The sequence below is a fragment of the Ensifer sp. MJa1 genome, from assembly GCF_037026475.1.
Lineage (GTDB): Bacteria > Pseudomonadota > Alphaproteobacteria > Rhizobiales > Rhizobiaceae > Ensifer.
The window spans coordinates 194,243-214,613 of sequence record NZ_JAKUMO010000003.1 but is presented as its reverse complement, the minus strand read 5'-3'; the positions used below and the strand labels follow the sequence as shown (position 1 = coordinate 214,613).

At 62.7% G+C, this 20,371-nt stretch carries 24 protein-coding genes; 7 read left to right on the top strand and 17 right to left on the bottom strand.

Translation table 11 applies throughout. The annotated features are described in order from the left end of the window. Positions 1-135: 135 nt before the first annotated feature. Positions 136-1,029, top strand: a complete 894-nt coding sequence (locus MKZ91_RS06160; protein WP_336169073.1) for a LysR family transcriptional regulator — start codon at positions 136-138, stop codon at positions 1,027-1,029. Here the strand turns inward: MKZ91_RS06160 and tam are convergent. The 6 genes from tam to MKZ91_RS06130 form a co-directional block, all read right to left on the bottom strand. Next, positions 1,026-1,799, bottom strand: a complete 774-nt coding sequence (gene tam, locus MKZ91_RS06155; RefSeq protein ID WP_336169071.1) for a trans-aconitate 2-methyltransferase — start codon at positions 1,797-1,799, stop codon at positions 1,026-1,028. The genes MKZ91_RS06160 and tam overlap by 4 nt on opposite strands. A gap of 11 nt (positions 1,800-1,810) precedes the next feature. Further along, positions 1,811-2,473 carry a haloacid dehalogenase type II gene (locus tag MKZ91_RS06150; protein WP_336169068.1) on the bottom strand — a complete coding sequence of 221 codons (663 nt, stop codon included), beginning with the start codon at positions 2,471-2,473 and terminating at the stop codon, positions 1,811-1,813. Positions 2,474-2,664: 191 nt separating this feature from the next. Next, positions 2,665-3,225, bottom strand: a complete 561-nt coding sequence (locus MKZ91_RS06145) for a phosphatase (RefSeq protein ID WP_336169065.1) — start codon at positions 3,223-3,225, stop codon at positions 2,665-2,667. Between the two features lie 106 nt (positions 3,226-3,331). Continuing rightward, positions 3,332-4,015 (bottom strand): YoaK family protein, encoded by a 684-nt coding sequence (locus MKZ91_RS06140; RefSeq protein ID WP_336169062.1) that lies wholly within the window; start codon positions 4,013-4,015, stop codon positions 3,332-3,334. 138 nt (positions 4,016-4,153) lie between these two features. Beyond that, positions 4,154-5,194, bottom strand: a complete 1,041-nt coding sequence (locus MKZ91_RS06135; RefSeq protein WP_336169059.1) for a zinc-dependent alcohol dehydrogenase family protein — start codon at positions 5,192-5,194, stop codon at positions 4,154-4,156. Beyond that, on the bottom strand, positions 5,191-5,718 hold the full coding sequence (locus tag MKZ91_RS06130; RefSeq protein ID WP_336169057.1) for a GNAT family N-acetyltransferase: 528 nt from the start codon (positions 5,716-5,718) through the stop codon (positions 5,191-5,193). The genes MKZ91_RS06135 and MKZ91_RS06130 overlap by 4 nt, the downstream gene beginning before the upstream one ends. Positions 5,719-5,871: 153 nt before the next feature. On the opposite strand from MKZ91_RS06130, the gene MKZ91_RS06125 reads away from it, so the two are divergent. Continuing rightward, positions 5,872-6,753: a branched-chain amino acid aminotransferase gene (locus MKZ91_RS06125; RefSeq protein ID WP_336169055.1), complete on the top strand. Its 882-nt coding sequence runs from the start codon at positions 5,872-5,874 to the stop codon at positions 6,751-6,753. 76 nt (positions 6,754-6,829) lie between these two features. Here MKZ91_RS06125 and MKZ91_RS06120 read toward each other — a convergent pair whose 3' ends face one another. The 4 genes from MKZ91_RS06120 to MKZ91_RS06105 all read right to left on the bottom strand — a co-directional run bounded on the left by MKZ91_RS06120 (position 6,830) and on the right by MKZ91_RS06105 (position 9,127). Then, positions 6,830-7,345, bottom strand: coding sequence for a hypothetical protein (locus MKZ91_RS06120; protein ID WP_336169053.1), 516 nt, complete (start codon positions 7,343-7,345; stop codon positions 6,830-6,832). A gap of 227 nt (positions 7,346-7,572) precedes the next feature. Further along, the gene (locus MKZ91_RS06115; protein ID WP_336169050.1) at positions 7,573-8,160 is read right to left on the bottom strand and encodes a TetR/AcrR family transcriptional regulator; all 588 of its coding nucleotides are present in this window, start codon (positions 8,158-8,160) and stop codon (positions 7,573-7,575) included. Between the two features lie 154 nt (positions 8,161-8,314). After that, on the bottom strand, positions 8,315-8,656 hold the full coding sequence (locus MKZ91_RS06110) for a hypothetical protein (RefSeq protein ID WP_336169048.1): 342 nt from the start codon (positions 8,654-8,656) through the stop codon (positions 8,315-8,317). Positions 8,657-8,788: 132 nt separating this feature from the next. Continuing rightward, complete coding sequence (locus MKZ91_RS06105; protein ID WP_336169046.1) at positions 8,789-9,127, bottom strand: hypothetical protein; 339 nt, start codon at positions 9,125-9,127, stop codon at positions 8,789-8,791. Positions 9,128-9,346: 219 nt separating this feature from the next. Between MKZ91_RS06105 and MKZ91_RS06100 the strand changes: the two genes are divergently transcribed. Beyond that, entirely contained in the window at positions 9,347-9,949 is a 603-nt protein-coding gene (locus tag MKZ91_RS06100; RefSeq protein WP_336169045.1) for a superoxide dismutase, read from the top strand. An 84-nt stretch (positions 9,950-10,033) separates the two neighbouring features. On the opposite strand, the gene MKZ91_RS06095 is transcribed toward MKZ91_RS06100, so the two are convergent. Further along, on the bottom strand, positions 10,034-10,729 hold the full coding sequence (locus tag MKZ91_RS06095; protein WP_336169044.1) for a helix-turn-helix transcriptional regulator: 696 nt from the start codon (positions 10,727-10,729) through the stop codon (positions 10,034-10,036). Between the two features lie 130 nt (positions 10,730-10,859). Between MKZ91_RS06095 and MKZ91_RS06090 the strand changes: the two genes are divergently transcribed. From MKZ91_RS06090 to MKZ91_RS06075, 4 genes are all read left to right on the top strand, one after another. After that, positions 10,860-11,495 carry a LysE family translocator gene (locus MKZ91_RS06090; RefSeq protein ID WP_336169042.1) on the top strand — a complete coding sequence of 212 codons (636 nt, stop codon included), beginning with the start codon at positions 10,860-10,862 and terminating at the stop codon, positions 11,493-11,495. A 234-nt stretch (positions 11,496-11,729) separates the two neighbouring features. Beyond that, the gene (locus MKZ91_RS06085; RefSeq protein ID WP_336169040.1) at positions 11,730-12,176 is read left to right on the top strand and encodes a c-type cytochrome; all 447 of its coding nucleotides are present in this window, start codon (positions 11,730-11,732) and stop codon (positions 12,174-12,176) included. A gap of 105 nt (positions 12,177-12,281) precedes the next feature. Continuing rightward, a complete protein-coding gene (locus MKZ91_RS06080) occupies positions 12,282-13,196 on the top strand; it encodes a c-type cytochrome (protein WP_336169038.1) in 915 nt (304 codons plus the stop codon). A gap of 155 nt (positions 13,197-13,351) precedes the next feature. After that, positions 13,352-14,026 carry a nitroreductase family protein gene (locus tag MKZ91_RS06075; RefSeq protein ID WP_336169036.1) on the top strand — a complete coding sequence of 225 codons (675 nt, stop codon included), beginning with the start codon at positions 13,352-13,354 and terminating at the stop codon, positions 14,024-14,026. 50 nt (positions 14,027-14,076) lie between these two features. On the opposite strand, the gene MKZ91_RS06070 is transcribed toward MKZ91_RS06075, so the two are convergent. From MKZ91_RS06070 to MKZ91_RS06045, 6 genes are all read right to left on the bottom strand, one after another. Further along, on the bottom strand, positions 14,077-14,667 hold the full coding sequence (locus MKZ91_RS06070) for a DJ-1/PfpI family protein (RefSeq protein ID WP_336169034.1): 591 nt from the start codon (positions 14,665-14,667) through the stop codon (positions 14,077-14,079). Positions 14,668-14,677: 10 nt separating this feature from the next. Continuing rightward, entirely contained in the window at positions 14,678-15,181 is a 504-nt protein-coding gene (locus tag MKZ91_RS06065; RefSeq protein WP_336169032.1) for a GNAT family N-acetyltransferase, read from the bottom strand. A gap of 214 nt (positions 15,182-15,395) precedes the next feature. Beyond that, complete coding sequence (locus MKZ91_RS06060; protein WP_336169030.1) at positions 15,396-15,809, bottom strand: MerR family transcriptional regulator; 414 nt, start codon at positions 15,807-15,809, stop codon at positions 15,396-15,398. A 139-nt stretch (positions 15,810-15,948) separates the two neighbouring features. Beyond that, positions 15,949-16,830, bottom strand: coding sequence for an alpha/beta fold hydrolase (locus MKZ91_RS06055; protein WP_336169027.1), 882 nt, complete (start codon positions 16,828-16,830; stop codon positions 15,949-15,951). Between the two features lie 215 nt (positions 16,831-17,045). Next, entirely contained in the window at positions 17,046-17,513 is a 468-nt protein-coding gene (locus MKZ91_RS06050) for a hypothetical protein (protein ID WP_336169024.1), read from the bottom strand. A 104-nt stretch (positions 17,514-17,617) separates the two neighbouring features. Then, positions 17,618-19,951, bottom strand: coding sequence for a glucose/quinate/shikimate family membrane-bound PQQ-dependent dehydrogenase (locus tag MKZ91_RS06045; protein ID WP_442892204.1), 2,334 nt, complete (start codon positions 19,949-19,951; stop codon positions 17,618-17,620). Positions 19,952-20,371: the final 420 nt, after the last annotated feature.

Sequence of the window (20,371 nt, the reverse complement as noted above, 5' to 3'; positions counted from 1 at the left end):
TTGCGCGTCTTAAAGGACGCGCGGCGCTGTAGGAGGAACCGGGCGCGTTGGTTGTTGATGATATGAGGCTTGGCACTTCAGACGATAATACGCATAATGCGACAAACGACTGTGAATTCAATTCAAAGGTGTCGCATGGACAATCGCGCGGGCGAGATGGAGGTCTTTGTCGCCGTTTCGGAAACCCGCAGCTTTTCGGCTGCTGCGCGTCGCTTGAAGCTGTCGCCTTCGGCTGTCAGCAAGCTGGTGACCCGGATCGAGGATCGGCTCGGTACCCGCCTTCTGGTGCGCTCAACCAGGACCTTGCAATTGACGCCGGAAGGGGAGGTCTATCTCCAGCGGGCGCAGCACATTCTGGCCGAGATCGTCGAAGCGGAACAACTGGTGGCCGCCGGCGGTCGCATGACCCCACGCGGGTTGCTGCGGGTGAACGCCGCGGTTGGCTTCGGTGAGCGCTACATCATGCCGCTCGCGTCCGCGTTCCTGGAGCGCTATCCGGAAGTGCGGCTCGATCTCACCCTGACGGACAGCATGATCGACGTTGTCGGTGAACGCGCCGACGTGGCCATCCGTACCGGCCCGCTGCGCAACTCGTCGCTCAAGGCGCGCAAGCTCATGGAAACTCGCCCGGTGGTGATCGCATCACCCGCCTACCTCAAGAGACATGGAACGCCGCAAACGCCCGACGATCTGGAGGGCCACAATTGCATCCGCTTCAATTTTCGCCGCAGCGTCGATGAATGGGCGTTCCGCATGCCGGGGCAGACCTCGGTGGAGCTCCGCTCGGTCTTTGGCAACATGGAGGTCTCCAGCGGTTCGATCGTCCGCCAGCTTTGCCTTGCCGGCCTCGGCATCGGCCGCATCGGGCGTTTCCATGTGGAGACGGATTTCGCAGCCGGCACGCTCGTGCCGTTGCTGGAGGATTACCAGTCAGGGGAGATCGAGACGGTCTATGCCGTTTACGCCGGCCACGAACATCTCGCCGCCCGCATACGCGCCTTCATCGACTTCCTGGTCGAACAGATCTAGCTCGCCTTCACGGCCGAGATGAAGAACCTCGGAAAGCGCAGCAGCACCTTGCCGTCGCTCATCGCCGGATAGGCGGCGCGGATCCGGTCGGTATAGGCAGCGGTGAAGGCCTCGCGCCGGTCGCTCGGCAAGGCATCGAGATAGGGGCGCAGGCCCGTGCCCTTTACCCATTCGACGATCGCCTCGGCGTTGGCCAGCCGATGGTAGTAGACCGTGTGCCAGACGTCGACGGTTGCCGCATGTGGGGCCAGGCATTCGACATAAGTCCCGGGTCCCGGCAGCGGATCGCGGCGGATGGTCCTGTCGGCAAAGGCCGCGGCGAAGTCCGGGCTGCGGGCGGTTTCTTCCATCAGCACATGGGTCGGCTCGCCAAGATTGTCGGGCATCTGGACGGCAAGGGTGCCGCCGGCGGCCAGAGCTGCCATCAGCCGCTCAAAAATCGCCAGATGGTTCGGAAGCCACTGGAAGACGGCGTTGCCGTAAAACAACGAAGCGCCAATGGGCGGGACCCAACTTGCAAGATCAGCCTTTTCGAAGGTGATGCCGGGCAGCCGCTTGGCCGCAGCAACCAGCATATTCTCATCGCTGTCGAGACCGGAAACCGTGGCCCAGGGAAACCGGTTGTGAATGAGTTCGGTGGAGTTGCCGGGGCCGCAGCCAAGGTCGAAGGCGACGCCTTCGGGCAGATCGGGCACCTGGGCAAGAAGATCTCGGGCGGGTCGGGTACGTTCGTCTTCGAACTTCAGGTACTGCGTGGGCGACCAGGCCATGGAGAACTCCTTCAGATACCGAATTGCAGGCTTTCGAGAGAGGGCAGGATCAGCGCCGGGCCGTGATCGCGATACTCGTCGGGCATGTCGGCCCGGTTGATCCACACGGTGCGGAAGCCGAATTTCGTTGCTCCGGCGATGTCCCAGCGGTTTGACGACTGGAACGAGACGGCATGCGGGTAGAGCCGGTAGCTGGTGGTAACGATGTCATAGACGGCGGGCGCCGTTTTGAACGCTTTCACCGCATCGACGGAAAAGACGTCGTCGATGACGATGTCGAGCGCTGCGTTGCGCACCGCAGATGCGAGCATCGCCGGCGATCCGTTGGAGAGGATGGCGATCCGCGCTCCGCGCTCCTTCAGCCCCTTCAGAACCGCCGGAACTTCGGGATAGCAGTCGAGGGTCCAGTAGGCGTCGAGCAGCCGCTTGCGCAGCTTCGGGTCGGCCGAGGGGAACCGGGCAAAGGCGAAATCGAGCGATTGCTCGGTCAACTGCCAGAAGTCCAGGTAGCTCCCCATCAGTGAGCGCACCCAGGAATATTCGAGCTGCTTGGCGCGCCAGAGTTCGGAAAAGGCCTGTCCATCGGGTCCGATCTCCTGAGCGTGGCGTCTGACGGCCGCATGCACGTCGAAGAGCGTGCCGTAGGCGTCAAACACGTAGGCTGCGTGGGACATCGTTTCCTCCCGTCAATGGCCCTTGGCTTGGACGGGATAAACTGAAATCGTCCCGTCAAAGCCCTTCCGGAATCAAGGACTTACAGCACCATGCCCGATCGGGCATCCTGCTGTCTCTTTTCTTTCTCGGGATCATGGCAAATCTTTGTGCGTCGCACAACGGGTAGCGGTCGAGCGGTCGCCCCGCTTTTTCACCCTTTGCCCGGTTTCCAGACCTTCGCCGGGAAGCGCAGAGCCTGCTTTGCAAGCTTGCCTTTGAGGCCAAGCGCCGTATCGCACAGGTTGACCACATGCCGGTTCGGCTTGGCCTCGGGCCGCAGCGCATGGAGTGCCGCGGCCGCATCTTCCGGCGGCATGTAGCGCGCCAGCATGCCGAGAGCGAGCGCCGTCGAGCGTCCGATGCCCCTGAGGCAATGGATGAGCAGATGCGCGTCTTCCGGCAGGCGGTCGACGAAGGCGAAGGCGGCCTCGATCGCTTCGGCGCGTGCTGCGTCTGGAGCATCCGGATCGGTGCTGTCGCCGAAATAGAGCTCCAGGTGCCGTTCCGGCGGTAGCTCGATCATCGAGAGCAGTCGGCTGCCAGGTGCTCGAATCGAGATCAGGTGCGTCGGTGCCCAAAGTGCCCGGTTGTGCCGCGCCTCCGTTTGCGAACTGATAATCGTCCGCACCCGCCAGCCAGTGGGGTGCGCCGGATTGGCGCTCAGGACGGGATGGTAGAGTTCATCCTCGGAAACGGCTGCCGCAAGCGCCATGACAGGACCTCGCTCGTGATTCTTCTCCGCAGATTTTGCCCTGAAACCCGTCCGGGCTTAAGGGCAAAATATCGCAAGGGGAGTGAAAACCTTCAATGCTGATCCGTCAGCCCGGATTGATATAGCGTCGCGACCAGCGTGACGGCACCAGGATTGTCGCGCTAGCAAGGCCAGCGCTGAGTGCGAATGACGCCCAAAGGGAGGCCGCCCCGAAATGGCGTTGCAGCACCGCGCCGGCCACGGCGCCTGCGAACATGCCGAGCCAGGGAGTGATTTGCACAAGCCATTGGCGGTTGGAGTTGCCGATCAGCCAGCGGCCGAGGCCGCGCCCGAACCGCGAAAGCGCACCGGTGACATAGGTCAGCCCGATCGGCAGTCCCTCGACATGTTCGACCGCCGCATTGACGAGGCCCATCGACAGCACGACGCCGTAGAAGAAAGAGGGAGGGGGCAGCCAGGGCTCAAGGCCGGCGAGCAGCATCAGCACGACGCTGACCGTGGAAAGCACCCCGACGACGCCGAGGCGCTGAGAGACGATCACGCCCAGCGCATTGCCGATGACAAAGGCCGCGAGCGCACCGAGCAGGATCAGGGCGCCGATAAAATCGCCGTTGCCGAGCGCGATCGCCGCGCGGGTCGTGTTGCCGCTCATGAAGGAGACGAAATCGCCGATGCTGAGCAGACCGATCGCGTCGGTCATGCCGGCGAGAAAGGAGATCGTCGCGGCAATGGCAAGCGCCGTGCCGGTCCGCTGGCGCCTGATCAGTCTTCGCCGTCTTCCAATCGTCATCCGCCTTGCTCCTGGTTCCGGACAAGGCTAGCGCAAGCGACCGGTGAGTCGGAATGGCTCGATTGCGCTAAGTTGAGGCATGCGCGGATTCTGCGCCCGCCGAGCGGCTGCTAATGGGGTCGCCCGGCATCACGACCGTCAGAAGCGTGTGATCACGCTGATGCCGAGATCGGTGGCGCGATCCATCGAAACGAGCGCCGGGATTGCCTCCTCCAGCGAGATCTCTCGGCCGATCAGTTGCTGCGGCCTCAACTTGCCGTCGGCGATCATCGCCAGCATGGCGTCGTAGCGCCAGGCCTGCATGCCGTGGCTGCCATAGATCTCGAGCTCGTGACCGATCACCTGCGCCATCGGGATCTGCGGCGTCGCCTGCTCGCCGAGCATCAGCCCGACCTGGACGTGGCGGCCCCGCCTTCTCAGGTTCTTGATCGAGTTGAAGCAGGTAACCGGATTGCCAAGCGCGTCGATCGAGACATGGGCGCCGCCGCTGGTGATGTCCTTGACGGCCGCAGCCACGTCTTCGACCTCGCGACCGTTGATCGTCGCGACGGCCCCGAGCGTGCGGGCAAAGGCAAGCTTGTCCTCGGCGATATCGATGGCGATCGGCTGGGCGCCGAGCGCCGCTGCAATCATGATCGCCGACAGGCCGACGCCGCCGCAGCCGTGCACGGCCACCCACTCGCCGCCCTTGACCTTTGCCTGGTCGGCGACGGCGCGGAACGAGGTGGCGAAGCGGCAACCGAGGCTTGCCGCGGTGGCGAAGTCCATGCTTTCGGGCAGGTGCACGAGGTTCTGGTCGGCAAAGTCGAGCGCGACATATTCGGCAAAAGAACCCCAATGGGTAAAGCCCGGCTGGAACTGCGCTTCGCAGACCTGCTGGTTGCCGGAGCGGCACTCGCCGCAGCGGCCGCAGCCGGAAACGAAGGGCACGGTCACCCGGTCGCCGACCTTGTAGCGCATGACGCCGCGGCCAGTGGCCGTGACGATACCGGCGAGTTCATGGCCTGGCACATGCGGTAGGCGAATGTCGGCGTCGTGGCCCATCCAGCCGTGCCAGTCCGAGCGGCAGAGCCCCGTCGCCTCGACCTTGATGACCACGCCGTTTTCCGTCGGAGTCGGATCGGCGAGCGTTCGGATTTCCGGCGTGTTCTCGAAGGCGTCGTAATACATCGCTCTCATCGGGCTGCTCCTTGTCCTATCGCGGCGGCGCGGCCGTCGATGTGCCGCGCCATCAAAATTTCGTCGACTTCTTTTTCGCCATCGAACATCCCGCCGGGCACGCGGCCGATCTCGCGAAACCCTTCGCGTGTGTAGAACCGGGTGGCGGCGGGGTTGTCGGCCCGCACGACGAGTTCCAGCAGGCGGATGCCGGACGCGCGGGCATGGTCGGTGAGATGGGTGAGAAGGTTCCGCGCGGCGCCGGAACCGCGCGCTTCTTCACGTACATAGACCATGATGATCGTGGCCCGATGCGCCAGCCGGCTCGCGCGCTCGCGCATCAGCCCCATGATGCCGACCGGTTCGCCGTCCTGGAGCGCTGCAAAGACGGTGTTGGTCGTCAGTCTCGCTTGCCATTCTTCCGTCGAAAGTTGTTCCCAGTCGGCCGCCGTCGAGGCGAAGGCCTCTGGGGCACGGTTGAGCGCCTCCAGCCGAATGCGGCGGAAGATGTCTACGTCATCCTGGTCGAGGTGCTTGATGTGCACGGTTTCCCCCTTCTTGGAAAGGTGAGACTAAGCGAGAGGCGGCATCGGTGCCAGAATGGCCGTCATGACATTTTTTGATAAAACCATTCACCACGATGCTGTTTTTTCGGGTTATGCCGAAGAATGAGGACAAAAGACCTGAAGGAGACGCCGATGGCCGTCGATACATCCCCCCGCTCCGTGACCTGGACCTATGTCGATGGTGAATGGCTTTCCGGCAATCCGCCGCTGATTGGCCCGACCTCGCACGCGATGTGGCTCGGCTCGACGGTGTTCGACGGCGCCCGCGTTTTCGACGGGGTCGCGCCGGATCTCGATCTCCATTGCCAGCGCGTCAACCGCTCGGCGGTCGCGCTCGGCCTCAAGCCGACGATGACGGCTGAAGAGATCGAGGCGCTGACCTGGGAAGGCGCCAAGAAGTTCGACGGCAAGACCGCGCTTTACGTCAAGCCGATGTATTGGGCTGAGCACGGTGCGGCCGGCGTCGTTGCCATCGACCCGGAATCGACCCGTTTCGCGCTTTGCCTGTTCGAGGCACCGATGGGCAACGGCCATGGCGGCTCGTCCTTGACGCTCTCGCCCTTCCGGCGGCCGACGCTGGAATCGATGCCGACGGATGCCAAGGCCGGCTGCCTCTATCCCAACAATGCGCGCATCCTGACCGAAGCCCGTTCGCGCGGCTTCGACAATGCGCTGGTGCGCGACATGCTCGGCAACATCGCCGAGACCGGCTCTTCCAACGTCTTCCTCGTCAAGGACGGCGTCGTCTATACGCCCGCCGCCAACCGCACCTTCCTGGCCGGCATCACCCGTTTCCGTGTGATGACGCTCCTGCGCGGGGCCGGCTTCGAGGTGGTCGAAGCAACGTTGACGATGGCTGATTTCGAGGCGGCCGACGAGATTTTCACCACGGGCAACTACTCCAAGGTGTTGCCGGTCACCCGACTGGACAGCCGCGACCTGCATGCCGGCCCTGTCGCCGCCAAGGCGCGCGACCTCTACATGGACTGGGCGCACGCAGCCCGCGACGTCTGATACTGCTACATGCATTGCACCAGTGCACGGTCCGAACCGTGCGCTGGTGCAATGTGAAGCCGGATATTCCAAGCGCTCAGTGCGGGCGGTGTGCACGCGCCCTGGCCGGAGAGCGCGCGTGGATCAGATAGGCCTGCAGCGAGACCCCGGACAGGAAAATCACCAGCCAGACCAACAAGGTCGTTTGCACGATCGGAGATTCCGGTCCGCTGGCAAGCGGTTGCGAGACAGGCAGGCGCTTCAGCGTTTCGGCGATCGCCGGCACGATCAGCAAGAAGTAGCTGAAGGAGAAACTGAGCGTCGTGAGGTAAGGCTTCAGGCGGCCGACAAATGCGAGCCGGTCGATCGCGAGGCTGCCGCCGATCGCCAGCAGGGTGACGATGCCGAGCGCATGACCTTCGTTGAAACCACCCGTGCTCGAGAGCCCTGCCGACGTCAGGACCGCCAGGATAATGGTGGCCACGTAGATCCTGCCCGAGCGTGTGGCGGGAACGATCGCGCCGTAGCGGGCAAAGCCATAGAGGCCCGCGATAACCGGGGCAAGGCTGATCGCCGTGTGGATGATGCCGAGCGTGGAAAGCGGATTTGCCATGATCTAGTACCTCCTTAGATTCGACCGACTAGTTGGTCGGCTCGGGTTCATAAAAGAAACGCGATGATTGCAACTGCCATCGCGTCCGTTGGATCAAATTACTAGGGCAGGGGAATATCACCCGCCGTTCCCCTGGGAACACCTCGCATGCTGTTCAATGCGGCAGCCGCCCACTTCCGGATGGGGTACAGATTGATTCTGCCGAACGGGCGACCGCCGCTTGCAGGTCAGGCCCCGCTCGTCGCATGAAGCCGGTTGAGGGCGGGCCGCGTGATCGCCGAAAACACGGATGGATCGGAACCGGCAACACGTGCGGCAAGCATCGCGCCGTGAACGGTGGCCATCAGGCTCTCGGCCGCAGCTTTCGGCCCCTGCGCCGTCTTCAGCAGGCCTTTCGCCAGCCCATCTTCAATCACTGCTCCAAGCCAGCCGGTAAGGTCAGCGAAATGACCGCGCACCTGCTGCACGACATTGTCGGGCAGCGACGGTATTTCGGAGGCAAGCAGGGCACCGATGCAGAACGGCATGTCCTGCCTGGCAATACAGTCTTCCCAGTATCCGATATAGGCTTCGAGCCTGGCGACGGGATCGCTGACGGCGGCCAACAGTCCTTCGACGTGGCGGCGATTGTTTTTGCGGTACCGGGCAAGCACGGCCGCAGCAAGGTCCGCCTTGGTCGGGAAGTGGTGATGGATCGTTGCCTTGCCGATCCCCACCTCGGCCGAGATGTCGGCATAGCTGAACGCGTTGTAGCCTCTCGACACCATCAGGCGCTCGGCTGCGTCCAGGATCCTCTCGTGGGTATCGGTCACCATGAGCAAGCTCTATCAACTGGACGGTTGAAGCTCAAGCGACGAGCAATGTTTGCGGGAACTTGAAGCATCGCCCTTCAAATATGCTCGTGCCGCGGTCTCCCACCGGACGGCATGTCCGATGGGAGAGTGCGTGCGAGCCAGTGCGGGCGTCGGCCTAGCGGCCCTGAAGGATCTTGATGAGATTGACCGTCGGCCCGCGATTGCTCATCAGTTGCTGCACGTCGGCGTATTTCAGCCGGCCGGATGCCAGCGCGTTTACGACCCGCTTGCACGTGAGGGCCTGAGCCTTGCCCGGCGGAACGCTGAGGAGCAGGGCGGCGTCTTCAAGATCGGATTTCGACCACCTCTTGCTGAGGCAGTCCTTGTGCAGCGCCTTTTGAAGCTCGGGACTGCCTTGGACCGCCGTCTGCATGCGCGCATAGTCGTCCTGCGAGGGCGCGCAGGAGGCAAGAACGGCGAGGGAAAGAACAAGCAAGGCAGTGCGCAGGGGCTTCATGACAATCTCCGGTTGGTGATGATCCGGTAATTGCAGAAGCGCTGATTCGCAACCGCTTGTGGCGGCGATCGGGCTGGGCCGAAGGCGACAGATTACCGGCGCGCCGGTGGGGATCCCCTTGCGCTGATCAGGCTACTTCTTCTTCGTCGGCACGCCGACCTTGACCGTGTCGGGCGCCAGCTCGCCGCCGAGTTCGACGGTCTTCTTCTGCTTGTCGTAGACGCAGATCTGCGTGACAGCGGCCTTGGAGCCCTTCGGCGTGCCGATCACCAGCGCCAGGCCGAAACTTTCGGTGCCGAAGGGGTCGACCACGGCGCTCGCCTTTTGCAGCGAGGGAGCTGCCGCCAGGCACTTCTTTGAAACCTCTGCCCGGAATGTCTCCCATGCATCGCCGGAAGAGGCCGCGGCACTGGAGGCGGCGAGAACACTGGCGGCGGAGAAAACGATGGCGGGGAGCAAGCGCGATAGCATGGGCGATCCTTCGTGGGATGATTGCAAGCGCCGCGAAGCTGCAGGCAAACCGTGGCACGAATGTGCTCGAAAGTGTCATGCTTTCAAAATGATGTTGAAAGTATATTCCGTGGGTTGAGGAAAAATTGGCATTGCATCGGTTGCCTCCATGGGGGCCGGTGCCTATGTTCCCGCTCACGGATTTCCCGACGAAATTCCATGCCAAGAGGAGATGCCCACATGGCTTTCGAATTGCCGAACCTTCCCTATGACTACGATGCGCTTACGCCCTACATGTCGCGCGAGACGCTCGAGTACCACCACGACAAGCATCACCTGGCTTACGTGACCAACGGCAACAAGCTTGCTGAAGAGGCTGGCCTTGCCGACCTGTCGCTCGAGGAAATCGTCAAGAAGTCCTACGGCACCAACCAGCCGCTGTTCAACAATGCCGGCCAGCACTACAACCACATCCACTTCTGGAAGTGGATGAAGAAGGGCGGCGGCGGCACCAGCCTGCCGGCCAAGCTCGAAGCGGCCATCAAGTCGGATCTCGGCGGCTACGACAAGTTCCGCGCAGATTTCATCGCTGCCGGCACCGGCCAGTTCGGCTCGGGCTGGGCCTGGCTCTCGGTCAAGAACGGCAAGCTTGAAATCTCCAAGACCCCGAACGGCGAAAACCCGCTCGTGCACGGCGCCTCGCCGATCCTCGGTGTCGACGTCTGGGAACACTCCTACTACATCGACTACCGCAATGCCCGTCCGAAGTATCTCGAAGCCTTCGTCGACAGCCTGATCAACTGGGACTACGTGCTCGAAATGTACGAAGCGGCTGCCAAGTAAGCCGTCTCGACACAATCCGTCGATTTGGGACCCGGCGCTTGCGCCGGGTCTTTTCGTTTGGGCCATGTCCCGACTGGCGGATCCTCAAGCGGCGGATGGAGAGGTGCCCCAACCGCTGACCCAGAGCTCCCTCAGGCGGTTGCCATCGCCGGGGAAGAATGCACTGGCCGCCTCGCAATGTTCGACGCGGTCGGCCCGGAAGTTGCGTATCGCCTGTCGCAACTCGCACCAGGCGACGATGTTTGCGGTCTCGGAATAGTAGATCAGCGCCACCGGCAGGATCGTGCGGTCGGTGGCACGGCCGAGTTCGTCACGATAATTGAGCTCGAGCTTCTGTTCGTCGCGGATCGCTCGACGGACCAGCGCCAGGTCGATGCCGAGCGGGGAGGGGGCGACCGTGCCCCAGGCATGCAGCGCCTGCGACCGGAACGCGAGGCGCAATGGCTCCGGCACGGCGGCGGTGATCTTGTTGTTTACACGGATGGCTGCTGCCTTCAGTTCCTCGTCACCAGTCCGCGAGAGCAGCGCCAGTGCAACGGCGATCGCCTCCGTCTCTTCGATCGAGAACATCAGCGGTGGCAGATCGAAACCGGGCCTCAGGATGTAGCCGATGCCGCGGCCGCCTTCGATCGGGACACGCATTGCCTGAAGTGCCGCGATATCGCGGTAGATCGAACGCACCGTTACTTCCAGCACCTCGCTCATTTGGGCCGCCGTCACCGGCTTCCTCGCAAGCCTGAGGATCTGGATGATCTCGAAAAGTCGCGACGCCTTGCGCATCGAAAACCCCACCCGCCATCAACGCTCCTGACAATACACTGTCAGTTGCCCGGATTTATACCATCAGCCAACGAATTGAAAAAACAGCAATTCGTCTTGAGAGATCAAATTCTGACGACGGGCAACTGACATGACCTACACGGAAAACCTCTGGCTCTTTTTCACCCTTTTGTTCGGCATCATCATCGTGCCGGGCATGGACATGGTCTTCGTTCTGGCGAACTCCCTGACGGGCGGCCGGGCTTCCGGCCTGTCGGCGACGGCCGGCATCATGGCCGGCGGCGTGCTGCACACGCTCTATGCCGCACTCGGCGTCAGCGTCATCCTTCATCTGGTGCCGGGGCTCTTCAACGTTCTGCTCGTCGCCAGTGCCGCCTACATTGCCTGGATCGGATTTTCGCTTGTCCGCAGCTCCATCACCATTGGCGGCATCGACGGAACCGGGCGGCTGTCGCGCTGGGCGAGCTTTCGCCAGGGTGCGCTGACAAGCCTGATGAACCCCAAGGCCTATCTCTTCATGCTGGCGGTCTATCCGCAGTTCCTCAAACCGCAGTTCGGGCCGATCTGGTCGCAGGCCCTCGTCATGGCTGCGATGATCGCGATCACGCAGCTTGCCGTCTACGGCGGCCTGGCGCTCGCCGCCGGTCGTGGCCGCGATTTCCTGGTCGGAAGTCCGGGCGCAACGGTGTGGATCGGGCGCGCCGCCGGCATCGTGCTCGTGGCCGTTGCCGCCTTCACGGTCTGGCAGGGCTGGGCGATGAACTGAGGCGCGTCGGGTTTCCGGGTTAAAGTATAAATATGATTATAAATGTCATGTTTTAAAGTAAGTCGGTCGAAACCCGGAGATACGGGGCGGACATTCGAAATTCCGCTGTTGTAACAAGCACATCAAATAAATGTTACTTCCGCTGAATAATGAAGATGACATCATGCCGGCGCCTTGGACATGAAGGCCAACCAGGCAGATTCACCTAACCGATTTGTTGACCGGGAGATCCTGATGAAAATACGCGCACTGATGTTGGCTGCCGCTCTTGCGGGCCTGGGTGTTACTGCCGTCACCGCGGCCGACGAGCCGCAGGTGGTTCGCCAGCAACTGATGAAAAAGGTCGGTGCAGCGACCGGCGCCCTTGCCGGCATAGCCAAAGGCGAAAAGCCCTATGATGCTGAGATTGTCAAAGCGTCTCTGACGACGATCAGCGAAACGATCAAGGTCTTCCCCGACCATTTCCCGGCCGGCTCGGAAACGGGCCATGAGACGGAAGCGAGCCCGAAGATCTGGGAAAACATGGATGACTTCAAGGCCAAGGCGGCCAAGCTCGGCACTGATGCCGCGACGGTCCTTGCACAGCTTCCCGCTGACCAGGCAGCAGTCGGCGCCGCCCTCGGTGGTATCGGCAAGGATTGCGGCAGCTGTCATGAGACCTACCGCCTGAAAAAGAACTGACGGGGGGCGACACAGCCTGTTGAACCTGGGAGGCACGCGACTTCGGACCGCGTGCCTCCGTCTGTATTTGGGGCCAGCCTGTTTGCGGCAGGACACGAGGAGAGCATGGGTCGTCGGACGAGGAAACTGATTTCGGGTCTAGTTGTGCTTGGGCTCGTCGGCGGCGCCGTTTTCTGGTGGTTGACGAAACCGGCGCCCTGGAATGCGGCGCATTGGGAGGGGCTCGGTGAACCGGATCTTGCCAATGGCGAACAGGTCTTCTGGGCCGGCGGTTGCGTCAGTTGTCATGCGAAGCCCGGTACCGAGGGCGACGCACGTCTTGTGCTTGCCGGCGGGCCGCCGCTGAAGAGCCCCTTCGGCACTTTCCATGCCCCCAACATCTCGCCCGACGAGACTGCCGGTATCGGCGCCTGGACGCTGGCCGAGTTCGGCAACGCGATGACGCGCGGGGTGGGGCGCAGCGGCGAACACCTCTACCCATCGTTCCCCTACGGCTCCTATGCGCGGATGACGGCAAAGGACGTCAACGACCTCTGGGGCTATATGAAGACCCTGCCGAAGAGCGCCGATATCGCCCCGCCGCACGAACTGCCATTCCCCTACAACATGCGCGTTGCGCTCGGCGGCTGGAAGCTTCTGTTCCTGAGCGACAAGCCGCGCGTCAGCGTCGACGGCAACGATCCGAAGCTCACCCGTGGCCAGTATCTAGTCGAGGGGCCGGGGCATTGCGGCGAGTGCCACACGCCGCGAAACGGCCTTGGTGGGTTCGAGCCCGATCAATGGCTTGCGGGGGCGCCGAACCCGGAAGGCGAGGGGCGCATTCCTGACATCACGCCGGGCTCGAAGAGCATCGGCGGCTGGAGCGCCTCTGATATCGCCTCCTACCTCGAAACCGGCTTTACTCCGGAGTTCGATTCAGTCGGCGGTTCCATGGTCGAGGTACAGAAGAACATGGCAAAGCTGACGCCTGCCGACCGCGAGGCGATCGCCGCCTATCTGAAGGCCATACCGGCGCTCTGACACGCTTGATCCTGGCGCCAAGGCGGGCGCAACGCCTTGGGCGTTCGCGTTCTTCCGGTGACGGGAAGCAAGATGTGCAGCAGTGCCAAGCCATACCGCGACCTTCACGCGTCCGGGAGAACGCGTAGCGTCGTCGCGAACAGGGAGGAGACCGAATGCGACCACATGAAACAGCGCCCTATGACCAATGGATCGAGCGCAGCCCGGAGGAAATGGCCGAGCGTGCCACAGCCTTCTACGAGGAGGTCAACCGTCGCCGAACGACGCGCTGCTTCAGCGATCGGGCGGTGCCGCGCGGCGTCATCGAGACCTGTCTGATGGCGGCGGGAACGGCGCCGAGCGGCGCCAACCATCAGCCCTGGCACTTCGCGGTCATCGAGAGTGCGGCGATCAAGAACAAGGTGCGGCTTGCAGCCGAGGAGGAAGAGCGCCTCTTCTACCGGGAGAAGGCGCCGCAGGAGTGGCTCGAAGCGCTGGCGCCGCTCGGCACCGACGAGGACAAGCCATTTCTCGAGACGGCCCCCTATCTCATCGTCGTCTTCTCGCAGAAGCGTGGCGGACCCAATCCAGGCGACCTCAAGAAGAACTATTATGTCAACGAGAGCGTCGGTATTGCCACCGGCATTCTGATCACGGCGTTGCACCATGCCGGGCTCGCAACGCTTACCCATACGCCGGCGCCGATGAACTTTCTCAACGCGATTTGCGGTCGGCCGGAAAGCGAAAAGCCGTTTCTGATCCTCGTCGTCGGCTATCCCGCCGCCGATGCCACCGTGCCGGTGGCCGGCAAGGTGAAGAAGCCGCTCGATGAGATCGCAAGCTGGCTCTAGGCTGCGGCCGCATGCTGCCCGCGGTCTGAAGGGAGCGGCTGGGCGCGTCCTCAGTCGGGCGCCCTGCCGTTTTGCCCCGTTTGGTGTTCTTGTCCGTAGAGCGCCAGAAAGCCGTCGAGTTCCGCCGAGCCAAGCCCGAGGCCACGCAGGATCTCACCGGCAAAGCTGATCGGCGCAGTGCCGGCGGCCGTGACCACGTGGCCGCTGCGCAGGGCCTGCGGCTGGTCGCGATAGCGTTGCCCGCCACGATAGCCGGTAAGCGCCGCAAGGCTTTCGGCGCTGTTGGCCGTGTGATCGGTCCGATCGAGAAGGCCGCTGACGGCGAGCGCGTTGACGCCACCGCAGATCGCCGCGACAAGTCGCCTGTCGCGATCAAAGGCGCGGATCGTAGTGGAAAGGTCAGGCATCGTCTCCGGCTCCCAGGTCAACCCGCCGCAGATGACGAGGCCGTCGAAGCCTGCCGGATCAAGCGCGTCGATCGACAGATGCGCCGAGACGTCGAGACCGCCCATCGAGGTAACCGGCGCGCCGTTCGTGGTGGCGACATCGATATCGACGCCGAGATGGGTGCGCGCCGCCGCCATCAACAGCGCACATTCCCAGTCGGCAAACCCTTCATAAAGCACGATCGCAAGACGCATCGCTCGACCCTCAGCCCAGCTTTTGCATATAGCGCATGCCGGTCACGGGGCGAGGCACGAAGCGCTCGGATTCGTAGAAATGGTGTGCCCGGAAATTGCCCGTGGCGGCACTGACCGAGAGGTAGTCGCAGCCGGCCATCTTCGCCTGCTCGCGCGCTTTGGCGACGAGATGGCGGCCAATGCCTGTGCCGCGAGCCTCGGGGCGGACGAACAGATGGTGCAGTTCCATGCCGCGGGCGCCCTCGGCAGCCCGGTAGACCGGCACGAGGATCGCGTAGCCGATCAGGCGGTTGCCAGCCTCGGCCACAAGTGCCGTGATCCAGGGCGTGCGGCCGAAAAGATCGCGCTCGAGCTGTTCCGGCGTGATCGGCGCCGCGTCGCCGTGATGGGCGGAAAGCTCGGCGATCATCTCGCGCAGTTCCGGCAGGTCGCGCTGCTTGGCTGCGCGGATGGTGACCATCGGCGGTCGCGCTGCCGGTGTCGAGTGAAGTGTGGGGATGGCGGTCTGTAGCATGTCTCGGGCTCCTTGGGTTTTCTCGCCATCAGGAGCCTGGAAAACAAAAGCCGCCTGATGGCGGCCTTGTTGGATATGATCAGCAGGCCGCTCCTATCGGAACAGCCAAAAATACGCGCGGCAGATGGGTGCGTTCTTGATCATGGGCGCTAGATTGTTTGTTTTCGCGATTTTGTCAACGGGGATTTTTTGAGTTGGCCGATCGCTTGCCGTCTCAATGCTCGCTCTCGCACATCGAGTGGTCGGCGAGTGCCCGGATAACATAGCAGTCACCCACCGTGTGGTTGCCGTCGCAGGCGACGATGCGTTCCAGTTCGTGTTCAAGCTTCTGCAGGCGAGCGATCTTCTCGCGCACGGTCGCCAGATGCACGCTTGCAATCCGGTCGGCTTCGCCGCAGGGGCGCTCCGGATGTTGGCTGAGAGCGAGCAGATCCCGGATCGATTCGATCGATAGGCCGAGGTCGCGCGCATGGCGAATGAAGGCGAGACGATCGAGCTCGCTTTTTTCGTAGCGCCGCTGGTTGCCTTCGGAACGCTCGGGCGCGGCGATCAGTCCCATCTGCTCATAATAGCGAATGGTCGGAATTTTCACGCCGGTGCGCCGCGAGAGATCGCCGATGGAATACATGTTCGCCTCGAAACCTATAGCTTCTGGAGCAATAGATAAGGAAGTGGCGACAGGTGTCAATGGCGGGAGTCAGGGGAGGGCCCGGTCGGGCCTTCCCGAACGGCGTAAGACGGCCGTTCGACTTGAGTGTTCGCTTTTCTTAAGCGCGCACATTCCCCGGGTTGAGAAAGGAAAGCAGCACCTCGTCGAAGAGCGCGCTTTCCTCCAGTTGTGGGGTGTGCCCACTCTTTTCAAACATCCGTACTGTCAGATCGGTGAAGTCCGCCCGGTATTCATCCCATGTCGAAGCCGGAGCGACGAGGTAATCCGATCGCCCCAGAGCAAGCAGCACCGGTGCCGTCAACGCGTTCAAATGCTTGCGGATATCGATGTCGCGAAAGGTCTCGCCCCACAGATGATCGAAGACCGGATTGTTGACGGTAACGCCCCGCCAGAGCGCCGAGGCGTCGAAGTCCGGCTGATGCCAGCTTTTTGCGCCAAGCCGGATCAGGAGCGACTTGAAACGCTCATCGGGCCGTGCCGCGATGTCGGACGCGAGCTCGGACATCTCCTTGTCGAAGATTGCTTTGCGCTCCGGCGCTGCTGTTTCCTCCCAGAGGCGGTCTGCAAGCGTCAAATGAGCGAGCGAATGACTGGGGCCGGTGCCAACCATGACGACATGGCTGACGTGCTGCGGCTGCCGCTTGGCATATTCGAGGGCCATGTAGCCGTGCCCGGAATGACCGAGAACGGCGAAGCGCTCCAGGCCGAGATGCACCCGCATCCGTTCGATGTCGTCGAGCACTGTGTCAAAGCCGATATCGGCTGCCGCAAACGTGGCCCGTGCCGGAGCGAAACCGCGGTGGTCGATAAAGATCAGCCGCAGCTTCTCTCGAAGCGCCCTCGAAAAGGTCCTTGGATAGTAGATGGCGCTGCCAACGATGAGTACAGGCATGCCGTTGCCCTCGATCCTGTAACCGAGGTCGAAGGGGCCAGCACGAAGGCTGCCAATTTCGGAGGAGAATCCGTCTGTGATAGTCATGAAGGTGGTCCAGTTTTGGCCGCTGAGCGATGATATCAAACGTTGCGCATTCACGCGGCCAGGAAAAAGCCATGCCAAAAGCCGCCAAATGACGGCCTTGGTGTCGGTTGTTTCTGCCGATGAGCGTCGCTAACGGATCAAGCGCACGAATCTTGACGATCGCTGGATATCATCCCCTGCCGGAACGACAAGCCGGGCCGGCGGGTGCCGCTGGGTCAGCGGATGTCGTCGCCGCCATTCGCGATCTCGGTGGCGGCCGTGTCTCGTTGGTTCTCGACGCCCATGGCCCGTTCGACCGCCTTGCGGATCTCTGCCTCCACAGCCTGTCGCTGCTCGGGCTCCATCCCCTCGAGGTCCTCCTCAGAGAGGCCCATCGCCTTGAGGATCTGTTCGCGGATTTTTTCAGCGAGGCTCTTGTTAGCCTCCTTCAGGAACTCGTCGCTGACCGAGTTGCCTGACGGGGCGGCACCTTGCTCGTCCGTGATCGAAGCCTTTGAAGATTCGTCGCGCGCAGCCGTTGCCCACAAGGCATTGGAGAGCGCGCTCGACGTCGAGGGCGGTGCGACGGTCGGAGCGAGGCGTGGGCGCGCATCGCTGCCACTCTCCTCGATCGGTGAAACCGTGCCCATCTGCTGTCGGCGCTGGGAGAAGTAGTAGTTCGAGATGCTGTTGTCGATCTTCATGGGAATCCCCCGGAATCTGTCGTCCGGGGGAAGCTGCGGTTGCGGGCTTGCGTGGAGCTTGCAGTTGCAACCTTCTAGCGAGAATTAGGGATACCTCTCGCGCTTCAGGGCAGGGTGTAGGCGATGATGTAATCGCCGGGCTTGGTGCCGACCGAGCCGTGGCCGCCAGCGACGATCAGGACGTACTGCTTGTCACCGACGGCATAGGACATAGGTGTCGATTGACCGCCGGCCGGCAGTCGCGCCTCCCAGAGCTGGCGACCGGTCGTCAGATCATAGGCGCGCAGATAGTCGTCGACCGCAGCGCCAAGGAAGGCAATGCCGCCCTTGGTGATCATCGGCCCACCGATACCAGGCACGCCCACCTTGAGCGGCAGTGGCAGCGGCGTCATGTCCTCGACGGTGCCGTTCTTGTGCTTGTAGGCGATCTTTCCGGTTCGAAGATCAGCACCCGCGACATAGCCCCAGGGCGGTGCCTGGCAGGGAATGCCGAGCGGGCCGAGGAATGGCCCCATGAAGACGCCGTAGGGCGCACCGTCATTGCGGTTGAGGCCTTGCTCGGAGCCTTTTTCATCTTGTCCCTTGGGCGGGATCTGGTCACGCGGAACCAGCCGCGATGTAAAGGCGAGGTAGGTCGGCATGCCGAACATCACCTGCCGCTCCGGGTCGACGGCGACGGACCCCCAGTTGAAGGTGCCGAAATTGCCGGGATAGACCAGGGTGCCTTCAAGCGAGGGTGGCGTGTAACGCCCTTCGTATTTCAGCGATCGGAATGCGATGCGGCAGGCGAGCTGGTCGAAGAGCGTGACGCCCCACATGTTCTTTTCCTGCAGCGGTGCCGGCACGAAGGTAAGGTCTGAGACCGGCTGTGTCGGGGCAGAGAAATCCTCGGGGATTGCCCCGGTTGGCGCCTTCACCTCCTCGATCGGTATCATCGGTTCGCCGCTGCGCCGGTCAAGCACATAGATATCGCCCTGTTTCGTCGGCCCGACGAGTGCCGGCACCACCGTGCCGTCTTCCTTGGCGATGTCGAGAAGGGCGGGCTGCGCCGGCACGTCCATGTCCCAGAGGTCGTGGTGGACGGTCTGACGGACCCAGCGCACGGCGCCCGAGTTGATATCGAGCGCAACGATCGAGGACGAGTATTTTTCGACGTGTTCGCTGCGCCCCATGCCGAGCTGATCCGGCACCTGGTTGCCCATGGGAATGTAGACGAGACCGAGGCCTTCGTCATAGCTGAACACCGACCAGCTGTTCGGCGAGTTGGTCGTATAGGTCTGGCCCTCGGGAAGCGGCGTGGTTACGTCCGGGTTGCCGCTGTCCCAGTTCCAGATCAGTGCGCCGGTATTGATGTCGAAGGCGCGGATCACGCCGGACTGTTCTTGTGTCGAATAGTTGTCGTTGACCGCGCCACCGATGATGATCTTTCCAGCAACGGCCGCCGGAGGCGATGTCGAGTAGTAATAGCCGGCGGGATTGTATTTCATGCCGGCTTGCAGATGCAGCACGCCGTTGTCGGCAAAGCTCGTGCAGACGGCGCCGGTTGCGGCGTCCAGCGCAATCAGGCGCGCGTCGGACGTGGGCAGGTAGACCCGCTCGGCACAAGGACTTCCCGGTGCGGCCGCCGAATCTGCCCAATAGGTAACACCGCGGCAGGTCTGATGCTGGCGATCAGGATTCATGCCCGAATTGGAATCATACTTCCATTTTTCCTCACCCGTCGCCGCATCGAGCGCAATCGCCCAATTGTGTGGCGTGCAGGCATAGAGCGTGTCTTTCACCTTTAGCGGGGTCACCTGATAGGTCGTCTCGCCGACGTCGTCGGGTCGCTTGACGTCGCCGGTTTGGTACTGCCAGGCGACCCTGAGATCGCCGACATTGTCAGGGGTGATCTGGGTGAGCGGCGAGTAACGCTGGCCGAAGGGGGTGCGTCCATATTGATGCCATTCGCCCGCAGGCATCGAGCCACCGAGCGGTGGATCAGCGGCAACCACATCGCTTGGCAGGTCGCCGCGGATATCATGCGGGTCCTGGGTCATCGAGTAGCCGGCGACGCCGACCGCGACCAGAACGGCGACCGCCAGGGGCCAGGCGCTCGCAGCATAGCGCTCACCCGTCGGGCTTTCGAAGCCGAGTGGCCGCCGGACGGCCGGCAACAACAGCCAGAGCCCGAGCAGCACGATGACGCCGCCCCGTGGACCGAGCTGCCACCAGTCGAAACCGACCTCCGAGATTGCCCAGCCGAGCGAGCCCAGGATGATCAGCACATAGAGCCAGATCGCCACCGATCGCCGCATGATCAGGAGCATGGCTGTCAGCAGGAAGCCGATGCCGACGACGAGATAGTAGGGGCTGCCGCCAAGCATCACGAGCTTGGCCCCGCCACCGCCAAGTGCGAGGCCGATGAGGGCAAAGACGATGGCCGTCAGGATGAGCATGATGGAAACTCCCGCATTCAATTCAGTGCCGCAGCACAGTTTTCCCAGAACGCCGGTCCCCGGGCGGGGCCGCGTGAGACAGGTCGATTTCGGGGCTGGCGGCCGCAAGCGATGTCGCGGCCGCCGGATCTGGGGGGGTGCCTGGCACCGTCGCTGCTACAGCGCCGCGCGTCTCATCAGGAACGCGAAAGGCGGCTGTATCACTTTGAACTTCCGCATGTTTTTGTCCCTGTGATCGGCTCCGATCACAGGAACCTGCAGTAGCACCTAACGCGTCGCGTGTGCCTTTCAATAGTCGCAATTTCGCAATGCGGAAATTTTGAGGGCCGCAATGGGGCGTGCCGATCGCACCGAAACTGCCGGAAGCAGCACCTTCCCATCAGCCGTCACTGCGCGTCGGGCTCAAGCTGTGTCGCGCTG